Consider the following 22,095-nt stretch of genomic DNA (forward strand, 5'->3'; position numbering starts at 1 on the left):
ATATTGTTATCCGTTAAATGAGCTATAATTGAACCAAAATACTCGTCATCCATCTAGTTAGGGACAGCGGGTATTTTGGTTTTTTTACATGTTTGAACAAAACAGAGCGAGCAATATCGTCCAAGAAAGTTCCTTCTTTTCATATTATAATGACATTTAACTTACCAGAAAGAAGGTGCAGCAGGTGACTCGCGAAGTGCGAACCGTCGTGTTCGATACCGATTTACAGCTCGAAGCCTATCAATTTGAAGGTATTATGCAGAAATTCCCCAATCATTTTCATGACTATTACGTCATTGGATTTATTGAGCAAGGCAAGCGCCATCTCGTATGTAATAACGAAGAATATATCCTGAACACTGGAGACATGATTATTTTTAATCCGCATGATCCCCATGCCTGCGAACAGGTGGACGGCAGAACTCTGGATTATCGTAGCATCAACATTCAACCTGAGGTCATGCGCCAATATGTGCTGGAAATTACCGGACAAGATTATTTGCCACGGTTTAATTCCCCTGTTCTCTATCAGAGCGAACATGTTACTTCTTTGCATGAGCTGCATCAGATGATCTTGGAAGAGCAAGCTGACTTTCACAAAGAAGAACTGCTGCTCTTTCTGCTGGAACAGCTGATGAGAGAATATGCCGTTGCCGAACCGCCCATTTCCGCCCAGGACGTCACCATCGAGATTAGACTCATATGCGAGTACATAGAGACTCATTATATGGAGAGCATTACGCTGAACCAATTAGTCGAGTTAACAAGGCTGAGCAAGTACCATCTATTGCGTTTGTTCACTCGGCAAAAAGGGATATCTCCCTACCGCTACCTGGAAACAATTCGCATCAATCAGGCCAAACGGCTATTGGAACAAGGCCAACTCCCGATTGAGGTTGCAGCGCAGACCGGTTTCAGTGACCAGAGTCACTTTACGAATTTTTTCAAAAAGCTAATTGGCTTGACCCCCAAGCAATACAGACGCATCTTCAACCATGAATTGGATCCAAAGCGCACAGCGGATGATCTGTCATGACAGGTCAGAACAAAATTTCCACTGGACACCTGCTAGCCTTACTTACGATCCTGATCTGGGGAACAACGTTTATCTCCACCAAGGTGCTGCTGATCGATTTCACGCCGGTGGAGATTCTCTTTTTCCGTTTCGTGATTGGCTATGTGGTGCTCTTCCTGATCTATCCGCAGTTAATGCGAATTACCTCACTCCGAGAAGAAATGCTGTTTATCGTTGCTGGATTATGCGGGGTTACGTTATATTTTCTCATTGAAAATATTGCACTGGTGTACACCTTAGCTTCCAATGTAGGTGTTATTGTTTCGATTGCCCCTTTCTTTACCGCAGTCCTTGCACATTTCTTCCTGGATGGAGAGAGATTGCAAAAGCGGTTTATCTTGGGCTTCGCCATTGCCTTGTCTGGCATTATCCTTATTGGATTCAACGGCAGTTTCATTCTGCAACTGAATCCCCTGGGGGATCTGCTCGCTTTCGTGGCACCTGCTGTATGGGCGATCTACTCTGTTCTCATGCGCAAAATAGGTGAACTTCCCTATCACACCATCGGTGCTACACGCAAAGTATTCTTTTATGGACTATTATTCATGCTGCCGGCTTTGTTCCTGTTCGAATTCCACTTCGATCTCGGGCGCTTCGCCAACATGACCAACCTCTCGAACCTTCTCTTTCTCGGACTGGGTGCCTCGGCCTTATGTTTTGTAACCTGGAACCGGGCAGTGAGTCTGCTGGGAGCCGTCAAAACAAGTGTGTACATTTATTTGGTGCCTGTCATTACTGTCGTCGCTTCTGCACTGATTCTACATGAACGGATTACCTGGATAACGCTGCTTGGCGCTCTATTAACGTTGCTCGGATCATTTATCTCAGAGAAGAAAGTACACAGAAAAGACCACCGTAGTACGTTGCCAGAACTTGAATAGTATATGGTTTCATCGTCCAAAACTCAAAGAAAGGCATTAATCCATTACGGATTAGTGCCTCTTCATTTTGCCAGGACATTGAGCAGATGCAACTTCTAATTCAACATGGACAGAAGATTCACCAGCTCCTGCTTCTCCAGATGTCTCCATTGTCCACGTTCCAGTCCATCCAGCGTAACATTCATAATTCGGATGCGCTCCAGCTTGAGCACTCTGTATCCCAAGGCTTTGCACATTCTGCGGATTTGCAGATTAAGCCCCTGAGTCAAAATGATACGAAATACGTTCTCACTATGCTTATATACCTCACACGGTTTCGTCACCACATTCATAATCCCAACCCCTTGCGACATCGCCCGTACGAATTCGTCTGTCACTGGTTTATCTACGGTTACTACGTATTCCTTGTCGTGGTTATGCTCCGAACGCATCATCTTGTTCACAATGTCCCCGTCGTTCGTCAGAAAAATCAATCCCTCGGACGCCTTATCCAGCCTGCCAATCGCAAAGATACGCGAGGGATAATTCACATACTGAATGATGTTTCCCTCCACCTGTTCGGCTGCGGTGCAGACAATGCCGATGGGTTTATTCAGAGCAAGGTAAACAGGCTCGCGATCATTGTAAGGAATCTCCTGACCATCAATGAGCACAATATCCTCAGGCTCCACGTCCGCTCCTTTTTCACATACTTTACCATTAATCGTAATGCGCCCGGCTGCAATTAATCGGTTCGTTTCCCTGCGGGAGCAGTATCCTGTTTCACTTATGTATTTGTTAATTCGCATGCTCCACCACCACTTTGTTCAATAGGTTAGTACCTTGTACTGATTTTCATCAAACATCATCTCACTTATAATGAAACGAAGCAAATAAATTGTTATTCGGAGGTACATAGGTAATCCAAAATAAACTATGGAAAGGAGTTAACCATGGACAAAAAGTGTATGAGAGTCCTTAAAAAGTTATATTTTCACGCCAATGGTGATTATGACAGAGCACGTGAAGTAATGATCTATCAAACGGATACACTTACTCCTGCCGAACAATATATACTGACTTCAGTGGGCTGGGTGGCTAATGATCTGGAGATGGTCCACCATGATGATATCATTCAACGACTAATCGCTTTCCAGCAGAATGAACGTCTATCCTGGTCAACGATTACCCAAGCATTTATTGCAGGTGTCGGGGGCAGTTATCCTCGAGGCATATCTACGCTCGCAAGCTACCATATGATGATTCACTCAGAGCCACATGCTTACGAAGAGACTGAACAGTTCCTGGCTTGCAGAGTTTGCGGTTTCAGTCATAGCGATGAGAGCTGGAAGAATCTATCCAATATCCGTTACGCCCTTCACCAGGGTTATGATTACAGTGGCACAAGCGTAGGTGCATACGCCGATCTGACAGAGTTTGTCACCATACTTGAGCAAGGACCAATTAAACCGACTCCCGAGGATATCACCACATTCAATCAACTGCTTCGCATGCTGGATCAGGCTGAAGACGAAGAGTCTCCGGGGAAATTTGAGAAACGACTCACTGCAGAGAGATTAGTCAAAGGACACGCCGGGATTCGCCGAAGTATTCTTCAAGCGCTGTCCAGAGTAGGTGTACTGCCCAATCAGGTTCTCTCCCTCAGTACAGACCATTGGACCAACAACGAGCATATCCTGAACGGTGAGTTGCTGCTTAATAATACCAAAGGCCGCTCTGATATGGAGATGCCTTGGGCTGGCTGGCAAGGTAAACTAGGCGTCGATTGGGACAAAGCACGCAAGCTGTTTGGAAATGCGATTCAAGTCAAAGACTGAACGGTCAGCCCGTCATAATTAATGTGTTGTCCGTTTAAACAGCTTAATCCAGACACAAAGAGGAGTTTACCATGCACAAAGTTAACCAGCTTTCAATTGACCCTGATGTTCTGAACCAGAATACTGGCATATGGATTGGCGGAGAAATCGCATATGTTACAGATTGGCCGCTTAATCAGGAGAGCCAACCCTTGTTGCATCTGTTCTCCATTGATTGCAATACACTTTTACAACAGATGCATGTCCCTTCGTTGCCACCCGGGAAGTACATTTCGGTCTTCTCCACCTATTTCGCTTCGGAATACTTTTTGGACCAGGTAACCTATACGGGGGATGAGCTGGAATGGAAGGAGAATATTCTCGCTGGATGTACATATGTATCCGTATCTTCAGAGCCACTAACTTCCGTATGTCCCATTCAATCCATTCCTTTATGCGGAGTAGGATTGACGGAAGTAGAGATAGAGGAACAGGATTTCCCCCATCCCTATCAGGATATACTGGGACTTTCCGATGCAAACGGATATTTGTTATTACGAACTGGCCCTGCGACTGCTCAGGCACCCTTGGATGGAATTTTCTTTGTGCAAACTGCTTAGTGGGACGACAGCTTAAGTTAAATCATATTCGGATTAATGTTTCCGAACGTCAAGAAGTTTCCTGTCTATTACAGATAAGGAAACTTTTTTTACTTCGACACGAAATCGTTTTAGGTTGAACATTGTGTGAGAAAGATCATTCATTCGTCAAAAGTTAACATTATTTTACAATAAAAAGCATGTACAATTGCATAATTATGGTATAAGTTATATACGAAAGAAACATTATTTACATAATATAAAATTTATATCCATCTTAGGAGGACAACTTATGAGAAGAATTTTCGCTTTAAGCTGCGGTTTTTATCTGTTAATCGGCATAACCAGCGTTGTACTCGGTGCACTTCTACCCGTTTTATTGACACATTATGAGCGTGGTTATAGTGATGGCGGATTTTTGTTGTTTCTGCAGTTCCTCGGTTTTCTTGTCGGGGTGCTCGTTGCTCCTTCCATGACTGCCCGCATCGGCAGAAAATCCATGTTAACCATCGCACTGATCTGTATTGTGGCCGCCTATGCCGTTCTCGGATTCTTGCCATCCTGGACAGTTGTTCTTCTTCTAACCATTATTGTCGGGTTTGGGTCTGGTATCATTGAGCCCTCCGTTGGTGCGTTTACGATAGAATTTACGGAAAATCAGAAAGCAGTAGCAATGTCCAAGCTTGATGTGTACTTTGCCCTCGGAGCACTTCTCATTCCGGCAGTCGCTGCCTTATACATTTGGCTGGATCTTTGGCATCTTACGTTTTATACCGTTTCCGCGTTATCCCTTATTCTCATGCTGTTATGGGTGACCATGCCCACCTCCGCCGCTTCTTATCTGAAACAAGCTGGTGAAAACACCGTTGGACATGCAACGGGCAGGGCCCAGTATTCCAGAAAACATATGGGGCTGCTCACCATCTTCGTCATCTTTTTCTTCGTTTACATGGGTCTGGAGTTAGGCCTGATGAACTTCCTGCCTTCCATCCTGGTCGAACGATTGCAGTTACAGGAGTCTGTCGCTTCACTCAGCGTATCCATCCTATGGATTGCCATGATTATCGGTCGTCTTTTTTCCGGAAAAATTGCTGAAGCTGTCAACTACATGCCTTTCCTGATCTGGAGTACGGTAGGTACACTTCTGTTCGCCGTTGCCATGGTGTTCGTTACGGGCCAATGGGCAACATACCTGCTAATCTTCGGAACCGGATTGTTCATGTCAGGGCTGTTCTGTATTGCACTGGTCTATGCCAACATTTTGATTCCGGGCATGACTGAGCGCACAACCAGCATCCTGATTGCATCAGGGGGTATCGGTGGCGCCATTCTGCAGTATGTAACCGGATGGAGCATGAGTGCGTGGCCTGTAGTGAACACGATCTGGATTTTGGCCGGATTTTGTCTGATTTTGCTACTCACTCTCGTACTCTCTCATCTCTGGAATGTAAGGAACAGCGCCGTAAGTGGAACTCTCGCACATCAGAGTAAAGAGATTTAAACGTTGCTTCTTGAGAGGGGTGATGCCCACGTAATCCGGAATTATTGATCTTCGTTCAGGCTAGTACATTACATTTATGGAGGGAATCGTATGCAAACCTTAACCAAAAACCGTTTCAGAACCGGACAAGGGATTAAGTTGATTGACGATGCAGGCGTTGAATATCTGGATGGTGTGTCCGGTACGTTCAACCTGTCACTGGGCTACAATCACCCGCATGTCGTGAGCAAAATTCAGGAACAAGTCGGCAATCTGACGCATATGTCTTCCTCCTTCACAGAACCGTATGTGGATGAAGTGCTCGATCATCTGATTGAATATGCTCCAAACGACATTAATGCCGGATGGATGCGGGATATTACGGGCTCAACCGCCAATGAATGTGCCACCAAAATTGCACAGAAATACACGCAATCCACAGACATTATCAGCCTGTACCTGTCCCATCATGGTCAGACCCAGTTTGCAACAGGGATTTCGGGAAATGCCTTCCGGCGGAAACGGTTTCCAAATTCGGCTGTTGCCAACTCCGTTCATGTGCCTGCACCATACTGCTATCGTTGCCCATTCAAATCCTCAAGCGGAGACTGCGGATATCAATGCGTTGAAGCTATCTCCGATGCCATAGAATATGCGAGTTCCGGCTCAGTCGCCTGCATGATTATTGAACCGATCCTCGGCAATGGCGGCAATATCATTCCTCCTGCTGGTTATTTCAAGCGCCTGCGTAAACTGTGTGATGAGTACAATATCATTCTTATTGCCGACGAAGTACAGACGGGAATCGGACGTACCGGGTATATGTTTGCCAGCGAACTGTTCGATATCCAGCCTGACATGATTACCCTTGCCAAAGGTCTCGGTGGTATCGGTGTGCCTGTTGCTGCGGTATTGATGCAGTCCCGATTAAATGTACTGGAAAAGCATGAACATTCCTTCACCTCAGGAAGCAATCTGATCTCTGTAACCGCAGCCAAATCTACCTTGGAGGTTGTATCCGAACCCGGATTCCTGGATGACGTGAAACGCAAAGGTGAAATTTTAGGTGGATTACTGCAAGATTTGGCCATGAAATATCCAAGCATTGGTGAAGCTCGCGGAGTCGGCCTGATGTGGGGATTGGAAATGGTGGGTGACAATAATGAACCGGATACGGATAAAACCAACGCCATTATCGACCGTGCCTTCACGGATGAGCATCTGATTTTAAGAGGATCACGTTACGGCTTCGGGAACGTAGTTAAGGTCAGACCATCGCTTACCACAACAGAAGATGAGTTGGTTGAAATTGTAGAGCGACTCGATTCAGTACTTGCCAGCGTCCATTAAAACATTTCAATGCCATTGCTCGAAGTGGTCGTTTCGGTTACGAATCGTTCTTCTGATCGCTGTTATCCCCGGATTTTATTTGATTTCCCTTTTCCGAGGGAAAAATCCGTTGATAGCGTATGCTTCCGAAGCAGCTTTCTTTCAGAAAGCTTTAAGGCGAACGCTCCGCTTCTCCAGAATCGATTTCGTCTCCTTCACTACTTACGTATCTTGTCAGAAACTGTTTTTAAAATGAATCGCTATAGTTACATTTCATATTATTATAAGGAGGTTTTAACATGTTAGCATTGGTATACAAATCGGCTTGGGATGTAGCGCTTGAGGAACGGCCTGTTCCAGAAATCGCAAGAGACAATCAGGTGCTGGTTCGAATCCGGGCAACGGGTGTGTGCGGTACCGACCTCGGTATTGTTAGCGGTAAATATCATGCGGTTCCTTCCGTTATTCTGGGTCATGAGTCTGCCGGGGAAGTCATTGCCGTGGGCTCTGCTGTAACGACACTGCAACCGGGCGACCGGGTTGTCATCGATCCTACCTATTATTGCGGGCAATGCGACATGTGCAGAACAGGCAGACAAAATCACTGCACACATAAGTCGGTTACAGAGACAGGTGTGAGTGCTGACGGTACATTTACGGATTATTATGTAACCGAGGATCGCTTTTTGTATAAATTGAAGGACCATGTGAGCTATGAGGAAGCGACCTTGACTGAACCACTGAGCTGCATGCTTACAGGCATTAATCAGATACATCTGCTGCCGAATTTTAGAACGATTATCCTCGGCGCAGGGCCGATTGGTATTCTATACAGCTACGCCCTCGCTTCCAAAGGTGTCACTGGCTGTCTCGTCGACATCTCCGAAGAACGCCTGGCTATTGCAGGTTCGATTGCACCGGATCGCTGGGAGGTTCATTCATCCTTTGAAAATGCGATAGAGTCGCTGGCACCAACAACTAATCAGGTTGATATGATTGTGGATACGACAGGCGTTGTGGGCACACAAGTGCTCTCGCAACTCGCCAGCGGCGGTTATCTCATGCTGGTCGGTCTGAGAGATGGAAACACATCGTTCAATCCCAAGGAAGTTGTGGACCGCAGTCTGAAAATCATTGGCTCCATCGACTCCCTGGGTACATTCGCAACAGCACATTACATGATTGAGCAACAGATTATCCCGGCGAAAAAAATTATCACCCATTCGTTCCCATTGGAGGATTACGAAGAGGCATTCCGCACACTCGGCTGCGATATTCAGGGGCGCACACTTCAAGCTTCTTCACATGCCATCAAAGTGGTGCTGCAATCCAGCGGCTCCAGTATCTAATGTAGCAAGTTAATCATGATTGAGATAAATTAGAGATAATTGCTTACAGAATCCTGGAGGAGGAATACAACATGGTAGCAAACAAGGAGTTTGACGGGCTGGGAGAGTCGAAGGATGACAGCATTCAGGCGGTCATTTTTGACATGGATGGCGTACTGATTGACAGCGAACCGATTTATTTCGAGATTGAACGCAGCTCTTTTGCCCATTTTGGCGCAAAAATGACGGAGGAAGAACATCACACCTATGTTGGAGTTACGCTGGAATCGATGTGGCGGCAAGTGTTGGACAAGCACCAGTTGACGGCTACCGTGGAAGAAGCCCTCGCCTACCATCAACATAATGTGATGCAGACGATGCTGGCTCACCCGAAGCTGACAGCCATGCCTTCTGTGGAACGCTGGTTAAGCTGGCTGCATGAGCAGCACATTCCGATAGCCGTTGCTTCTTCATCTCCACGTGCACTGATCGATCTGATCATGGACAAGACCGGACTTGGAAAATACTTTGAGGTCCGAATGACAGGTGAGGAAGTCACGAACGGCAAACCGGCTCCAGATATTTTCCTGACTACAGCTGAAATGATTGGAGCATCCCCTTCGAACTGTCTTGTCATTGAGGATTCGCGCAATGGTGTTCAGGCCGCCAAAAGTGCAGGCATGCGCTGCATCGGATACCGTAATCCGGGATCAGGTGACCAGGACTTATCCAAAGCCGATCTTCAGATTTCCAGTTACGATGAGTTATGGACGCTCAAGGATACACTTCCGTTGGAAGGCAGATCGCCAAGCTTGTCGGAAATAAACTAAGACGAAAATAAACAACCCAAACGGCTTCAATTCAATGGAATTGGAGCCCTTTGGGTTTTGCTTGCTGCAAATTTAACGCGAGAACGCAAACTCAAATATCGTCTAGACCGAAATATCCAGACTTCCACCCAAATTAGGATGAGGAGCCGGAACCGACTTTAACATTTCTGTTAGTTGTTGACCTTGCTGCTCTGCCATGTCTTTCGACATTGACATAACTTGCAAGCTCGCCGACTGCGCCACTGAGACTTGACTCATAGCCATTGATAATGCTGCAATATCCATGTTCTGCACTCCTTTCGTTTTCTGGTCATAGGCATACCTATTTTATATCGGTCAGGTGGGAGGAAATATGTAATTCTCTCCTTCATGTCCATCAGCTTAACATTCGCCCCACCCTAAATCCCCTCGAAGATGCTATAACAATACAAAACATCAACCAATACGTATATGTTAAAATCATGAGGGAGGGTTGTTTATGAACGGAAAAAAATTTGTTATCCTTTTATCAGTCATCGCCGGACTTTGCATCGGATTATTTGGTATTTATCTACTGGGCCTTGTCCGGAGTCTAGAACATTTCTATGAAAAAGAGTCCCTAACCCAAGTATTTTAATACCTTTAATACCCCCTCCGTTTCCTTCGCTCTCAGGGTTACTTTGGCTAATAACTGTTCCGGCTGCTGAAAATCCTCTTTGATCTCTGCCATCATTTCCTTCAACATCTCTTCCAGTTGCGCTAGTGTTGTCTCTTTAGGTAAAATCCGAGTTCTTGCGATCTCATGTTTACGAAACGAATCATCGTACGATGGAACTGTTTCCTGACCGAATGCACTTATTTCTAGCTCAACTTTTATTCCTTCCGACATTGGTTTCACCTCTTCCCACTCATTTGAAGTTGATTAGGACTCAATCAATCCATATTTCACAAAACTGTGGTACAAACCATCTTCTTCGATAGTTCCAGTTATATCATCTGCAATGGCTTTGAGACCTGGTTTGGCATTACCCATCGCAATCCCTACAGCACAGAACTCCAGCATCTCCGCATCATTCATGCCGTCCCCAATGGCGAGTGTATCTTCACGTGACATACCCAGATGCTCCAATAAATCTGCAATAGCAATGGCTTTATGAATGCCCGGGATCATCAGTTCACCGCTTCCTTCACCGAAGATGGGCACTGTGCACTGAATGACTTCGAATTTGCCTTCGAACTCCTGCTTGATTTGATCGAACGGAATCGTAGAGCTTTCCAGAAAACAAACCTTGTTAACGTCATCCTTGTACAAATCGGCTTCACCATATGTCAAACCAGCAATAAACGGATGTGGCTTTTGTTCTTTTTTCGCTCTGGCACCGGGATCATTCTCTACATCCCCATAAATGCGACGTTCCAGATGAGATTGAAGATTGGCGCTGGCGTACAAAGCCGAATTGGATTCGAGGTAGAAGTCAATCTGGTGTTCATTGAAAAAATCGACCATATGTCGTACATCTTCTGCCGTTACCCTTTTGTGATACAGCACATCCTGACCGAATTCAACATATCCACCACCAGCACCGATCAGACCGTCAAATCCTACGTCCCAAATAGAATCATAGATTTCCGCCTTCGATCGTCCTGTACATAAATAAAGCAGATGTCCATTTTCACGTGCCTGTTTGCATGCCTGTTGTGCGGAAACCGGAATGTTACCGTCATCATCTACCAATGTGCCATCAATATCTATAAAAACAATTTTGCGATTCGTTGTGCTCATCTCGTATCCCCCATTAAAGTAATCCAAACGCATCACCCTATATTCCCCTTCGGTATCCGCAGTTCGTACATCAAAGCAAAAAAAGTCATAATTACTTATTTTATAGCAATTTGTCCATATGCGCCGTCTGCCAATCATCGTCCTGTTCCACTACAACCACATATCCCTGACGTTTCCAGAAATCCACGGCACCAGGCAAAAAGCGATGTGTATGCAAATACAAGGTTGTGTAGTGCAGCTCTGCCACCACTTTCTCCAGTTCTCTTACGAGGAGTGAACCGATACCGTATCTGCGATATTTAGAATCCACATAACATTTCACAATTTCGGCGGCAGACTGCTCAGGATATCGTCCATTCACAGCTTCGATACGCCCATCATAAGGCAGGATACCGATGGAACCCACGATCTCATTATCTTCCGTGACCGCAACTAGAAAGACAGTAACGGCTGAATCCAGATAATGTTCTTTGAATTGCTCCAGATCTACAGGTAATTCCTCATGATCCAGCATTGGAAATACTTCTTTGCGTACACGCATGGCAAAATCAATTGCATCTTTCATTTGGTGCTCTTGAATAGCTATCACTCTCGGTACGACCTGAAGCTGTGTCACAACATCCACATTCCTTATTCTTAGATTCGAGCCCGTTTCAGCTCCGTATACGAACCCAACGAAACGCAAGTTCGCTCTCTGCTTACAATTCTACCGAAATAAACTCTTCCTATCAATCTATCTAAACTCCTAACCAAAATAGCAGAAAGCCCGCGCGATTTGATAGGGTTCGCATACGATAAGGCGTGTCATCAATCAAATTCGAGGGGGAAGAACATATGTGGTTATCGCTTGGAATGTCTGCTGCAGCTCTGCTGGCAATTGGGTTCGTCTATCGTTATGTGGAAGATAAACTTGCCGCCAAAAAGTTTTATCCCCACGCACCCAAGCAGCTGTTAATCAAGTTCAAGGAAGGTACGACAGCTGACGAGATGCACACTCTGCATAAAAAAGCAAAATGCAACGTAGCCGAAACGTATGAAGATCTGGGCTGGTATCGCCTTGAATCAAGAAAGAAAATGCAACGTATGTTAAAACACTACAAGGATCATGTGCTCATTGAGCACGCTGAACCTAACTACTACCTTCAGGCATCGTTTACACCAAATGACCCGTTTTTCCCTTACCAATACAACTTGCAAAAAATCAATGCTCCTGCTGCCTGGGATATTTCCCAAAGTAACAGTTCGGTGAAAATCGCGATCATTGACACTGGTGTGCAGTTAAACCATCCAGAGCTCGCTGGCAAGCTCCTTCCCGGATACGATTACGTTGATTATGATAATATTCCCGAAGACGGTAACGGACACGGTACCCATGTAGCTGGAATTGCGGCTTCTATAACCAATAACGGAGTTGGCATTGCAGGTGTGGCACCACTCGCTTCGATTGTCCCGCTGCGTGTGTTGGATAACAATGGACAAGGTACAACGGGTAACGTCGGAAACGGACTTGTTTATGCAGCCAACAACGGTATTCAAGTCGTTAACCTGAGTCTCGGTGGACCAACGGGAGAAGCCTTTCTTCAGGCTGCCGTGCAATATGCATGGGATCGGGGCGCTGTCATTATCGCGGCAGCAGGTAATGATAATACTTCGTATCCGATTGTACCTGCATCTTATCCCAATGTCATTGCGGTAGCTTCAACCAATCCTTCCGACCTCAAATCGAATTTCTCAAACTACGGATCGTGGGTAGATATGGCTGCACCGGGTGATACCATTCTGTCCACATACCTGGGTGGCTCATATGCCTATCTAAGCGGAACGTCCATGGCCGCTCCTCATGTAGCGGGAGTGGCTGCATTGCTGGCTTCCCGTGGGAAAACTAATGCGCAGATTCGTGATGCCTTATGCTTCGCATCCGATCCCGTATCCGGCTCTGGTGTCTACTGGACATATGGGCGACTGAATGCCTATCAGAGTCTGCAAGTGCCATAACACAATTACATTCACTCCTAATGGCATAGATCATCGCTATTTGCATTTCTCACGAATAAAGAAATCAAAAAAACCATGGGGCTTCATCGAAGCTCCATGGTTTAAATAAGTTTATTTGGTTCTACACTTTTGCTGCCCATATTTCGATTTCAATTTTAATTTCGGGTAGACCTAACTCCGTAATATATCCAATTGTCATCGCAGGATAATCCTGACTAAATAATTGTCCCCACTCAGCGTATAAGAAATCCCAATCGATCTTCTCCGTTGCCCATACGTTAACTTTGATAATATGTTCAGCATCTAAATGCTCGGATTCGAGTACTGTTTTAATATTATTGAATGTATTCGTGACTTGCTCATTCAGACCGTCCGGAAAGTGTCCGCTACGATCTGCTCCAATTTGACCCGATGTCACGAATAACTCTGCATTCCTCGGAATTCTTGTAATATGCGTGTACTGTCCTACAGGAGCTGGCATATTAGCTGGATTTTTTCTAGTAATTTTGTCGGTTTTCATGTTGATTATCTCTTCATTCTTAAGATTTTTCTGCGATATTCCCTAGTTTTCTTCCTCATTTGGGCACACTTCTCCCTTGGAATAGATTCTAGAAAAAGACAGCAGTGGAGTATCCATATCCCGGAGATATAAACGCAAGTGATTTTTTCTTCATGATTGGATGCTCCTCCCTTCTTAAGTGACAAGATTCTCTTGATCTTTTCATTATATATATGAAACAAATTATGAGTCAAATTCATCCCTCATAAGCAAAGAGCAATCCCGTGTCAACGAGACTGCTCTTTGTAATATTCGAAAGGGACTACACCTGGAGTTAAAAATATTGCGCTCCATTATTGGCAATAACCTCTTTGTACCAATGGAAACTTTTCTTTTTCACTCTGCGAAGTGAGCCGCTTCCATCATTGTTCCGGTCTACATAAATGTAACCGTAACGTTTTTTCATCTCCCCTGTACCCGCGCTGACCAGATCAATCGGTCCCCAGCTCGTGTAACCCAGAAGCTCAACCCCATCCTGAATGGCTTCAGCCATCTCGGCAAAATGACGATTCAGATAATCAATGCGGTAATCGTCTTCAACGATGTCATTGTCTAGTAAAACATCCGTTGCACCAAGCCCATTTTCCACAATAAACAATGGTTTGCCATAGCGATCATACAGCTGGTTACAGGTAATTCGAAGACCCTTCGGATCAATCGTCCAGCCCCATTCGGAAGCTTGAAGATACGGGTTCTTCACTGAACCAAACACATTACCTTCGGTCGAATCCTTCAAAATCTCCGGATCGGTACTTGTACAGCGGCTGGCGTAATAACTGAATCCGATATAATCGACTGTATTCTGCATGAGAATATCTGCATCTTCCGGCTGCATATCAATCACAATTTCGTGTTCTCTGAAGAAACGCTTCGTATACCCAGGATACGCTCCTTTGGACTGAACATCGATAAAGAAGAACGACTCCCGATCCTGCTCCATGGCTTTCCATACATCGTCTGGATTGGAAGTGTACGGATAGACCATGCCTGCTGCTAGCATGCAACCAATCTGTGCACCTGAAATGATCTCGTGACAGGCTTTCACAGCCAAAGCACTAGCAACCAATTCATGATGCGCTGCCTGATAGAGAACCTGCTCTTTATTCTCACCTTCCTGGAGAACAATACCCGCTCCAATGTACGGAAGATGCAGCAGCATATTGATTTCATTAAACGTCATCCAGTATTTCACCTTGTCCTTGTAACGATCGAACAATGTCTTGGCATAAGTCTCAAAGAAACCAATCATCTTACGGTTCTTCCACCCGCCATACGTTTCGACCAGATGTACAGGGACATCAAAGTGACAGATTGTGACCACAGGTTCAATATTGTACTTCAATAATTCGTCGAAGACATCATCGTAAAACTGCAATCCCGCCTCGTTCGGCTCAGCGTCATCGCCATTAGGGAAAATCCGTGCCCATGCTACAGAGAGCCTGAAGCACTTGAATCCCATTTCCGCAAATAGTGCGATATCTTCTTTGTATCGATGATAGAAATCAATCGCTTCATGCGAAGGATAAAACTCGCCATCTTTGGGCTCATATGAATTGAGATTTCCCAAAGCAATCGGGAAGCGATTAGCCCCCGTGGGGATCAGGTCAACCGTAGTTAACCCTTTGCCACCTTCAAGATAGGCTCCTTCAAGCTGGTTCGCGGCCGTTGCTCCTCCCCATAGAAAATTCTCCGGGAAGGCTGTTAATTTTTCATACATTCACGTCTACCTCCTATCCATAATGAACGTTCATTTAACCGAGCACTGTAAGCAATTTGTCTTTCTCTTTCACAGATGCATCCTTCGTGCCTACTACATCCAGATAATTGGACGTGTTCGTAATAATAATCGGTGTAACCGTCTCATATCCGGCATCCTTGATCGCTTGCAGATCAAATTCCATGATCAGATCGCCCACATTAACGCGGTCGCCATCTTTTACATGAGCTGTGAAATGCTGACCTTTCAATTGCACCGTATCCTGTCCGATATGAATCAGCATCTCAACACCATCATCAGTGACAAGTCCAATGGCGTGTTTGGTGCGATATACCGTTTGTACAACACCCATGATTGGAGATACGACTCTGCCGCTGGTTGGACGAATCGCAATCCCTTTACCCATATGCTCTCCTGCAAAGGTAACATCATTGATCTCTTTCAGTTCAACCACTTCACCAGCCATTGGGCTGAAAATTTCATATCTGTTGTTCGGGTTTGGATCAAGTACAGGTGTTGGCGCTGGAACTGCGTCTGCTTTGTCTTTGAAACCAACAACATACGTAAGAACAAAACCAAGGATGAACGCAACCGCTGTAGCTACAAGAGCCATGTAGAACCCGGAATCAACGCCTGTTTTTGAGTTGATGAAGGTCGGATAGCCGAATACGCCAAGTCCGCCAAACATGTACATTTTCGATCCGAATAATCCTAGAATTCCGCCTCCAATACCACCTGCGATACAGCTCATGATAAATGGTTTTTTCAGTGGAAGTGTCACACCATAGATGGCTGGCTCAGTTACACCGAAGATCCCCGAGATGAAAGCTGGAATACTTAATGATTTCAATTTGGCATTCTTGGTTTTTAACATAACGGCGAGTACTGCACCAATTTGGGCAAAGGAAGCGGCGAAAGACATCGCAACCACTGGGTCAGAACCGGACGTACTCAGGTTCAGAAGCATGACAGGTACGAGTCCCCAGTGAAGACCAAACAATACAAACACTTGCCACAAACCGCCAATGACCAAACCTGTAACGAGTGGGCTTAATTCATAGATTCCTGTTGCTCCCGCACCAATCAATTGACCTGCCCATGTGGATATTGGACCAATTACAAGGAATGTTGCAGGAACGATAACCAGCAGTGTGAAGAATGGAACCAGGAACGTACTAACCACTTTAGGAATAACATTTTTGAAGAATTTCTCTATTTTCACTGCAAAGAATGTAGCGATAATGATCGGAATAACTGATGATGAGTAATTCATCAGGATTACAGGAATACCCAAGAACGTAATGTGAATTGGTGATTCAAATAATGTACCTGCGAACAACGTATACAGTGGATCACCCGCAGTCAAACCGGACAGCGTAGGATATACGAGTGTAGCTCCAATCGCCATACCGAGGAACGGTGAGCCGTCAAATTTTTTGATGGCCGTATAACCCAGGAATACCGGGAAGAAGTAGAACAGACAGTCGCCCGTTGCATTCAGCAGATGGTACGTACCTGATGTGTCCGCTATCCATCCGAAGGACAAAAACATGGCTGTAAAACCTTTGATCATCCCCGTCGCAGCCAGCAGTCCAAGCAGCGGAGTGAAGACACCAGAAATCATATCAATAAAGCGACTAAACAAACTCCCCTTGTTACCAGAACTTTCCTGTTCTTCTGGAACCTGGCCCTCAGCAGGCAGATTACCAGCTTTTACAACAGCTTTATATACATCCGGCACTTCATTGCCGATTACGACCTGATATTGTCCACCACTCTGCATGACGGTAATGACACCCGGCAGATTTTTAAGTTCTTCCGTTTTAGCAACGCTTTCATCTTTGAGTTTAAAGCGCAATCTCGTTACGCAATGGAATACACTGTTTACGTTTTTAGCTCCGCCTACACCAGACAAGATGTCTTTGGCCAGTTGATCGTAGTTCATAGTAATTCTCCCTCTCTAAGTAGACTCCCGATGCTTGTGAAACAAAGAAAACCTGAACTACTGAACATACACAACGCACCGAAAAATCCGGAAACAAGTCGTGATATTCAGCAATTCAGGTTTTGCCCTTAACGGTTGCAACCCTGTAAGGCTGTACACAGCGATATTCAGTTGTAGCATTAACAACTTCATCTTAAAGTAAGTTGCAACCCATCTTTACGGACCCAGAGTGGTCGGAAGTATCGGAATTGCCTGATTGAACAGTTACAATCCGATTGATGTATGCGCTTACTTTATGGATTCATAATATAATAACTTCTAATCTTTTGCAAGCGTTTTTTTAAGAATCTTTATTTTGTAATATCGTTACTCTGAAGTGGCATGCACCACACGCTCAATATGAATGGTTAAATACATCATTTCTTCGTTAGTCAGTTGATACGTGTAGTTATTTTCAATGAATTTTCTAATCTTCTCCGAGCACTTGTGCGCTTCAGGATACTTTTTCTGAATCATCTCGAATAACTCATCGTCGTTGTTGCTCTTATAATGCTTGCCTTTTACCAGCCGTTGGGCGAAAAACTTCAGATGAGTCACAAATCGATAATAATTCAATGAGTTCTCGTCAAAGTCCATTTTGAAATGATATTTGATGATCGTCAAAATCTCCTGCATGACCTGAGTCATGCTTCGGATGTTAGGCATCTCTTCGTTAAGTGCTGCATTTACAAAATGAAGTGCCATAAACCCCGCCTCATCTTCCGGCAAAAGCACACCAAACTGATCACAAATCATATTTAACGCTTCCAGCCCTACCTCATATTCGTCCTTGTAGAGTTGCTTGGTCTCCCACAGCAGTCCATTACGGATGGGCAGATTGTTACGATAACGTTCAATGGCAAAATGAATATGATCCGTCAGATGCAGATAGATACTCTCGTTTAGCTTTTTCCCAAGCTTCAGCTTGGCATAGGCAATAATCTCTTCAGACACTTTCATGTATTCCAGTGGTATGCTCGCGATTAATGCCTTGAAATTTTCCTGAATATTTTCATTCTGTAAAGTAAATATCTTATCAATATGCTGCTCCGACACCTCATCGCCGGCTCGCTTCTGAAAAGCAATTCCCCGGCCAATAACGATGACTTCACGTTCATCTTTAATCGCAACTACAGCATTATTGTTTAACACCTTCTCGATCTTCACTTTATCCACTCCAATATACAGAAAAAGGCAAACCGTGCCTTCCATAAGGTCACTGGCCTTGCCCATTTCACTTCAATGTTAACTATATGTGCGTTCATGGTATTACATTTTTCTACATTGTGCAACAAAAAAATCGATGATGCTTTCCACCTAAAAAAACACTTTCTGAAGGCATAAATGAATCTGTTTATCTGCTTTGTATTTTTTTCTATTTACGAATAATCATTCTGTATCTATCTACCTTCCCATTATAAGCACTCCCTTAGCATGACGCCTTATCCAGGGAATTATACTTGCACCCAGAGCTCCAGATCCAGAATTTCAATACCTGTCTGTATTAGATCTGTATCATTCAGCCTACTCCTCGCCTTCCACTTCGTCCATTAATAAACCAAAATTTATAGATACGTTCATGAACATTTTCGCGCCAGTTCAGATAAAAAGTGCTTGCACTTATTCACTATATTTTGGCTAATATGCTTCTTGAAATTCTGTTGAATTCGGATCATAAATAAACAAAAAAGCCCTCCTTAGAGGAGGACTTAATGTGTCCGAATGATGAAAAATTGCATACAAAAAAAATTAATTATCATTATTTCGTCACGCTTTTCTCACTTTTTTGCAGACATATATCATCTCTCGAATCCATTGGCACTCTATTTCTTCATTTTTCGTGTAGTCGGTTCATCATGATTTATTCTTTTTGCTTTCCTTCTCCAGTTCTGCTTCGATTCTTCGATTAATGATCTTCAACTGGTCCGAATCCAAGTGTTCGATATCCGTTAACTGTTTATCGATCTGGTACTCTTCCGCTTCGCCCTTGTGCATCAATCCTAGATGATGCTTGATGGATCGAATATCCTCGCGCATACTCATGGTCTGACGATAATTGTCTGCAACAAGTGCAAATATAATCGCGCCTGCCAGAATCGTACCATATGGCATCAGAAGACACAGAACAAATCCTACTATTAAAGCCAAAATGATATACATGCTTTTCCCCTCCACTTTCAATTACAGTTTGAATCGTTCTTGGATTAGCTGTGCCACGTCTTTCGGGCTCTTGTCAGTGTTATTAATCCGAATATAATGCTCATGCGTAATTTCTCCAGGCTCGGAGTTCAATCGATATTTCTCCATACTCGAAAGCAGATCCTGCTCTGACCATTCGACATTACGCTTCGTTGCTTTGTGCAGCAGCCGATATGGGCTCTTGTTACGCTCCAATCGTTCCGCCAGATCAGCCTCCAGTTCAACATAACATACCTCTGCACCTCTGGACTCAAACAACGCACTGACTTTGCGAATGTACTCCCAATCCTCTTTCATATCGAATGCCCACACAAATGTAAAAATCAAACCGGGCAGCTCGCTCTTCGCCACTTCTTCAAAAATCTCCTGACGGAACAGATTAACAAGTCTCTTTCCTTGAGGTGTACCATAACTGAAATAAGGGGACACCAATTCAATCGTCATATGATTGTGAAACAATTTCAGATCGGTGATCTTCTCCAATTCCTGACCCACCGTCATTTTCCCTACAGCCTGTGGACCAAAAATAATGATGAACTTCATTCCACCACTCCTGACATTAACAACATGTATTCCATTACTTGAATTTTATGGACATTAGTCCATAATAACGCCTCTTCGACAAATAAAAAAGAGATTTCAAGTCACCCGCTGAATGTTCAGGGCTTGAAATCTCTTTTTCGGTTTTACTTTATATTCATCGTAACACAGTCTGCCCAACGTTAACGTCCGATCAGAACCCATCCCCACTTCATTCGACGAAGTCCCATGGCAATAATCCATGAGAGCAAAATCGCCACAACATAAGACAGCATAATACCAAGACTGAAGTGTGGGGCGAGTTCCACGGTGAGTTCTCTTCTCCAGAACAAGAGCACTAATGGGTGTATTAAGAATACACCAAACGCCACCGTACCCAAAGAGTTCAGAATGCGAGTTGTCCGATTAGATCCATTCTGTTTCCATGCACCTATTCGTTCACATACGATCAGTAAGAGTAAGCAGGCTGAGAGAGTAAACAGATTACGGAATAGAAATAGCAACGTATAGGTTAGCGCCGGAGTTGCGGCGAAAGCCGTTTTTATATAAGTATTACCGTAAATAAACACTGCTCCTCCGCTCAACAATGCAGCAATCAGCACATAACGGTACGAGAACAATTTCTTCAAAGCCGCATCGAAGTTCAACCCAATCCATGCACCGAATCCAATAACAATTAGGTAACTGGGCAGCAAACTCCCCATCCGTGAGAAATGAAACTGCAAATGCAACGCGTAAAAAACAGCCTGCGCAGCAATAAAGAACAAAGGTAAATATCGATTAAACAAACGATAACGTGTTAACGATAGAAGTAGTGGAAACACCACATAAAATTGCAAAATAATCAGAAAAAAATATAAATGCGTGTGTGCAGTACCGGTTAACAATTGCTCCGAGAACTGCTTCATATGTGCCAGAGGTTCTTTCCCTGCTAGCCATTGTTTGACGATAAAATAAATGAGTGACCAGGCCAGATAAGGCACAAAAACATAAAATAATCGCTTTTTATAAAAAGCGGGCATCCAGCCCTTTTCCTTTATCTTGGAGCTGTAATTGTAGAACAACACCAATGAGGACAGAAACAGGAATGCAGGTACGGCGAATTGCAGAAAGCTGTTCCAAAAATAATAAAAGTTATGATCCAACGTGTGCTTGGGATAATGTGCAACTGCTGTTGAAGTCGCATGAATGGCGACCACTGCCATAATTGCAAAAGCACGATAGAGATCCAGATACTCAATACGCCGGGGCCGATTAACCGGTTGATTCATAATAAAACCTCACTTATGCCTGATAGGATGATAGTTTCCGGCCGCAATCCAGATTCTAACCTTTATTTTAATCAGCAGACGTGGGTATTACAATCATGATCTATATTATTTTTGTTAAATCACAACAAGATTCAGCATTATTCGACATTAGCTATTTACCTATCCAGAACCGCTCAACGATATTCCCGTCAGGTTCTACATAGTCTTGATCCTGGATGCCCCCGTTACGAAGAATAACTCTTCTGGATGCCTCATTATGTGCGTCACATACGACTAATACTTTGGGAATCCCAAGATCTTTGGTAATTTCCAAGGAAAGCTTGAGGATCTCTGCACCGTATCCGTTTTGCCTCTCGCCTGGACGAATTCCATAACCAATATGCCCTCCGCTATGGAACAGCTTCTCATTCAATTCATGTCGTATATTTACGGCTCCAACAATTCGATCACTCTCCGTCACGAGCCAGTATGTACTGTCCCTAACCCAGCCCTCAGGAATATCGATGCCTTGTTCACTGCGTTCCAAAAAAGCTAACATCTCTTCAAAAGGATAGGGCTCTTTCGAAATGACCCACGGTACCATTGATTCTCCGCTTGCAACCCAGTCTTCATAAAATGCTGCATACGTTTCTTTATATTCAGCTGAAGGTTTGACTAGTCTAACTTTCTCTTTGCTCATTCTAAATACGTCCTCCTTACTCATAATGTCTCTGTCCAAGTAAAAAAAAGAGAACCTGCGTGTGCAGATCC

At 44.3% G+C, this 22,095-nt stretch carries 22 protein-coding genes; 9 read left to right on the forward strand and 13 right to left on the reverse strand.

Translation table 11 applies throughout. The features are described from left to right. The first annotated feature begins 184 nt into the window (after window positions 1-184). Both BUA17_RS09460 and BUA17_RS09465 read left to right on the forward strand, forming a co-directional pair. Window positions 185-1,036 carry an AraC family ligand binding domain-containing protein gene (locus tag BUA17_RS09460; protein WP_072733335.1) on the forward strand — a complete coding sequence of 284 codons (852 nt, stop codon included), beginning with the start codon at window positions 185-187 and terminating at the stop codon, window positions 1,034-1,036. After that, complete coding sequence (locus BUA17_RS09465) at window positions 1,033-1,956, forward strand: DMT family transporter (RefSeq protein ID WP_063563102.1); 924 nt, start codon at window positions 1,033-1,035, stop codon at window positions 1,954-1,956. Before BUA17_RS09460 ends, BUA17_RS09465 begins: the two co-directional genes overlap by 4 nt. A 95-nt stretch (window positions 1,957-2,051) precedes the next feature. Here BUA17_RS09465 and BUA17_RS09470 read toward each other — a convergent pair whose 3' ends face one another. Beyond that, the gene (locus BUA17_RS09470) at window positions 2,052-2,744 is read right to left on the reverse strand and encodes a pseudouridine synthase (RefSeq protein ID WP_072733336.1); all 693 of its coding nucleotides are present in this window, start codon (window positions 2,742-2,744) and stop codon (window positions 2,052-2,054) included. Window positions 2,745-2,888: 144 nt separating this feature from the next. On the opposite strand from BUA17_RS09470, the gene BUA17_RS09475 reads away from it, so the two are divergent. The 6 genes from BUA17_RS09475 (at window position 2,889) to BUA17_RS09500 (ending at window position 9,318) form a co-directional block, all read left to right on the forward strand. After that, window positions 2,889-3,773 carry a hypothetical protein gene (locus BUA17_RS09475; protein ID WP_063563104.1) on the forward strand — a complete coding sequence of 295 codons (885 nt, stop codon included), beginning with the start codon at window positions 2,889-2,891 and terminating at the stop codon, window positions 3,771-3,773. 71 nt (window positions 3,774-3,844) lie between these two features. After that, on the forward strand, window positions 3,845-4,372 hold the full coding sequence (locus BUA17_RS09480; RefSeq protein ID WP_072733337.1) for a hypothetical protein: 528 nt from the start codon (window positions 3,845-3,847) through the stop codon (window positions 4,370-4,372). Between the two features lie 271 nt (window positions 4,373-4,643). Continuing rightward, the gene (locus BUA17_RS09485) at window positions 4,644-5,852 is read left to right on the forward strand and encodes an MFS transporter (RefSeq protein ID WP_063563106.1); all 1,209 of its coding nucleotides are present in this window, start codon (window positions 4,644-4,646) and stop codon (window positions 5,850-5,852) included. 90 nt (window positions 5,853-5,942) lie between these two features. Beyond that, window positions 5,943-7,181: an aspartate aminotransferase family protein gene (locus BUA17_RS09490; RefSeq protein ID WP_024630502.1), complete on the forward strand. Its 1,239-nt coding sequence runs from the start codon at window positions 5,943-5,945 to the stop codon at window positions 7,179-7,181. A 278-nt stretch (window positions 7,182-7,459) separates the two neighbouring features. Further along, window positions 7,460-8,509 carry a zinc-dependent alcohol dehydrogenase gene (locus BUA17_RS09495; RefSeq protein ID WP_063563107.1) on the forward strand — a complete coding sequence of 350 codons (1,050 nt, stop codon included), beginning with the start codon at window positions 7,460-7,462 and terminating at the stop codon, window positions 8,507-8,509. Window positions 8,510-8,580: 71 nt separating this feature from the next. Continuing rightward, the gene (locus BUA17_RS09500; RefSeq protein WP_072733338.1) at window positions 8,581-9,318 is read left to right on the forward strand and encodes an HAD family hydrolase; all 738 of its coding nucleotides are present in this window, start codon (window positions 8,581-8,583) and stop codon (window positions 9,316-9,318) included. Window positions 9,319-9,420: 102 nt separating this feature from the next. Here BUA17_RS09500 and BUA17_RS09505 read toward each other — a convergent pair whose 3' ends face one another. The 4 genes from BUA17_RS09505 to BUA17_RS09520 form a co-directional block, all read right to left on the reverse strand. Continuing rightward, entirely contained in the window at window positions 9,421-9,603 is a 183-nt protein-coding gene (locus BUA17_RS09505; RefSeq protein ID WP_024630505.1) for a YjfB family protein, read from the reverse strand. Window positions 9,604-9,916: 313 nt separating this feature from the next. Then, window positions 9,917-10,186: a hypothetical protein gene (locus tag BUA17_RS09510; RefSeq protein WP_083584630.1), complete on the reverse strand. Its 270-nt coding sequence runs from the start codon at window positions 10,184-10,186 to the stop codon at window positions 9,917-9,919. 33 nt (window positions 10,187-10,219) lie between these two features. After that, the gene (locus tag BUA17_RS09515; RefSeq protein WP_072733543.1) at window positions 10,220-11,080 is read right to left on the reverse strand and encodes a Cof-type HAD-IIB family hydrolase; all 861 of its coding nucleotides are present in this window, start codon (window positions 11,078-11,080) and stop codon (window positions 10,220-10,222) included. Between the two features lie 100 nt (window positions 11,081-11,180). Continuing rightward, the gene (locus tag BUA17_RS09520; RefSeq protein WP_083584664.1) at window positions 11,181-11,696 is read right to left on the reverse strand and encodes a GNAT family N-acetyltransferase; all 516 of its coding nucleotides are present in this window, start codon (window positions 11,694-11,696) and stop codon (window positions 11,181-11,183) included. Between the two features lie 218 nt (window positions 11,697-11,914). On the opposite strand from BUA17_RS09520, the gene BUA17_RS09525 reads away from it, so the two are divergent. Continuing rightward, complete coding sequence (locus tag BUA17_RS09525; protein ID WP_072733339.1) at window positions 11,915-13,075, forward strand: S8 family peptidase; 1,161 nt, start codon at window positions 11,915-11,917, stop codon at window positions 13,073-13,075. A 121-nt stretch (window positions 13,076-13,196) separates the two neighbouring features. Here BUA17_RS09525 and BUA17_RS09530 read toward each other — a convergent pair whose 3' ends face one another. The 8 genes from BUA17_RS09530 to BUA17_RS09565 form a co-directional block, all read right to left on the reverse strand. After that, window positions 13,197-13,595: a RidA family protein gene (locus BUA17_RS09530; RefSeq protein WP_072733340.1), complete on the reverse strand. Its 399-nt coding sequence runs from the start codon at window positions 13,593-13,595 to the stop codon at window positions 13,197-13,199. A gap of 313 nt (window positions 13,596-13,908) precedes the next feature. Continuing rightward, window positions 13,909-15,351, reverse strand: coding sequence for a 6-phospho-beta-glucosidase (locus BUA17_RS09535; RefSeq protein ID WP_072733341.1), 1,443 nt, complete (start codon window positions 15,349-15,351; stop codon window positions 13,909-13,911). 34 nt (window positions 15,352-15,385) lie between these two features. Then, window positions 15,386-17,296 (reverse strand): beta-glucoside-specific PTS transporter subunit IIABC, encoded by a 1,911-nt coding sequence (locus tag BUA17_RS09540; protein WP_072733342.1) that lies wholly within the window; start codon window positions 17,294-17,296, stop codon window positions 15,386-15,388. A 366-nt stretch (window positions 17,297-17,662) separates the two neighbouring features. Next, entirely contained in the window at window positions 17,663-18,502 is an 840-nt protein-coding gene (locus BUA17_RS09545) for a BglG family transcription antiterminator LicT (RefSeq protein ID WP_063563219.1), read from the reverse strand. A 687-nt stretch (window positions 18,503-19,189) separates the two neighbouring features. Then, window positions 19,190-19,495: a hypothetical protein gene (locus BUA17_RS09550; protein WP_063563113.1), complete on the reverse strand. Its 306-nt coding sequence runs from the start codon at window positions 19,493-19,495 to the stop codon at window positions 19,190-19,192. Between the two features lie 21 nt (window positions 19,496-19,516). Next, window positions 19,517-20,077, reverse strand: coding sequence for a DEAD/DEAH box helicase family protein (locus tag BUA17_RS09555; protein ID WP_063563114.1), 561 nt, complete (start codon window positions 20,075-20,077; stop codon window positions 19,517-19,519). Window positions 20,078-20,256: 179 nt separating this feature from the next. Further along, window positions 20,257-21,345, reverse strand: coding sequence for an acyltransferase (locus BUA17_RS09560; protein WP_072733343.1), 1,089 nt, complete (start codon window positions 21,343-21,345; stop codon window positions 20,257-20,259). A 151-nt stretch (window positions 21,346-21,496) separates the two neighbouring features. Further along, window positions 21,497-22,024, reverse strand: a complete 528-nt coding sequence (locus BUA17_RS09565; protein WP_072733344.1) for a GNAT family N-acetyltransferase — start codon at window positions 22,022-22,024, stop codon at window positions 21,497-21,499. Between the last annotated feature and the right edge of the window lie 71 nt (window positions 22,025-22,095).

Source organism: Paenibacillus sp. ov031, assembly GCF_900143165.1.
GTDB lineage: Bacteria > Bacillota > Bacilli > Paenibacillales > Paenibacillaceae > Paenibacillus > Paenibacillus marchantiae.

Excerpts from the sequence above, each read along its gene's own strand:
- BUA17_RS09465 (WP_063563102.1), top strand. The coding sequence starts at position 1,033 with ATGACAGGTCAGAACAAAATTTCCACTGGACACCTGCTAGCCTTACTT.
- BUA17_RS09550 (WP_063563113.1), bottom strand. The coding sequence starts at position 19,495 with ATGTATATCATTTTGGCTTTAATAGTAGGATTTGTTCTGTGTCTTCTG.
- BUA17_RS09530 (WP_072733340.1), bottom strand. The coding sequence starts at position 13,595 with ATGAAAACCGACAAAATTACTAGAAAAAATCCAGCTAATATGCCAGCT.
- BUA17_RS09475 (WP_063563104.1), top strand. The coding sequence starts at position 2,889 with ATGGACAAAAAGTGTATGAGAGTCCTTAAAAAGTTATATTTTCACGCC.
- BUA17_RS09485 (WP_063563106.1), top strand. The coding sequence starts at position 4,644 with ATGAGAAGAATTTTCGCTTTAAGCTGCGGTTTTTATCTGTTAATCGGC.
- BUA17_RS09555 (WP_063563114.1), bottom strand. The coding sequence starts at position 20,077 with ATGAAGTTCATCATTATTTTTGGTCCACAGGCTGTAGGGAAAATGACG.
- BUA17_RS09470 (WP_072733336.1), bottom strand. The coding sequence starts at position 2,744 with ATGCGAATTAACAAATACATAAGTGAAACAGGATACTGCTCCCGCAGG.
- BUA17_RS09505 (WP_024630505.1), bottom strand. The coding sequence starts at position 9,603 with ATGGATATTGCAGCATTATCAATGGCTATGAGTCAAGTCTCAGTGGCG.
- BUA17_RS09525 (WP_072733339.1), top strand. The coding sequence starts at position 11,915 with ATGTGGTTATCGCTTGGAATGTCTGCTGCAGCTCTGCTGGCAATTGGG.
- BUA17_RS09515 (WP_072733543.1), bottom strand. The coding sequence starts at position 11,080 with ATGAGCACAACGAATCGCAAAATTGTTTTTATAGATATTGATGGCACA.
- BUA17_RS09490 (WP_024630502.1), top strand. The coding sequence starts at position 5,943 with ATGCAAACCTTAACCAAAAACCGTTTCAGAACCGGACAAGGGATTAAG.
- BUA17_RS09565 (WP_072733344.1), bottom strand. The coding sequence starts at position 22,024 with ATGAGCAAAGAGAAAGTTAGACTAGTCAAACCTTCAGCTGAATATAAA.
- BUA17_RS09480 (WP_072733337.1), top strand. The coding sequence starts at position 3,845 with ATGCACAAAGTTAACCAGCTTTCAATTGACCCTGATGTTCTGAACCAG.
- BUA17_RS09535 (WP_072733341.1), bottom strand. The coding sequence starts at position 15,351 with ATGTATGAAAAATTAACAGCCTTCCCGGAGAATTTTCTATGGGGAGGA.
- BUA17_RS09560 (WP_072733343.1), bottom strand. The coding sequence starts at position 21,345 with ATGAATCAACCGGTTAATCGGCCCCGGCGTATTGAGTATCTGGATCTC.
- BUA17_RS09500 (WP_072733338.1), top strand. The coding sequence starts at position 8,581 with ATGGTAGCAAACAAGGAGTTTGACGGGCTGGGAGAGTCGAAGGATGAC.
- BUA17_RS09540 (WP_072733342.1), bottom strand. The coding sequence starts at position 17,296 with ATGAACTACGATCAACTGGCCAAAGACATCTTGTCTGGTGTAGGCGGA.
- BUA17_RS09510 (WP_083584630.1), bottom strand. The coding sequence starts at position 10,186 with ATGTCGGAAGGAATAAAAGTTGAGCTAGAAATAAGTGCATTCGGTCAG.
- BUA17_RS09495 (WP_063563107.1), top strand. The coding sequence starts at position 7,460 with ATGTTAGCATTGGTATACAAATCGGCTTGGGATGTAGCGCTTGAGGAA.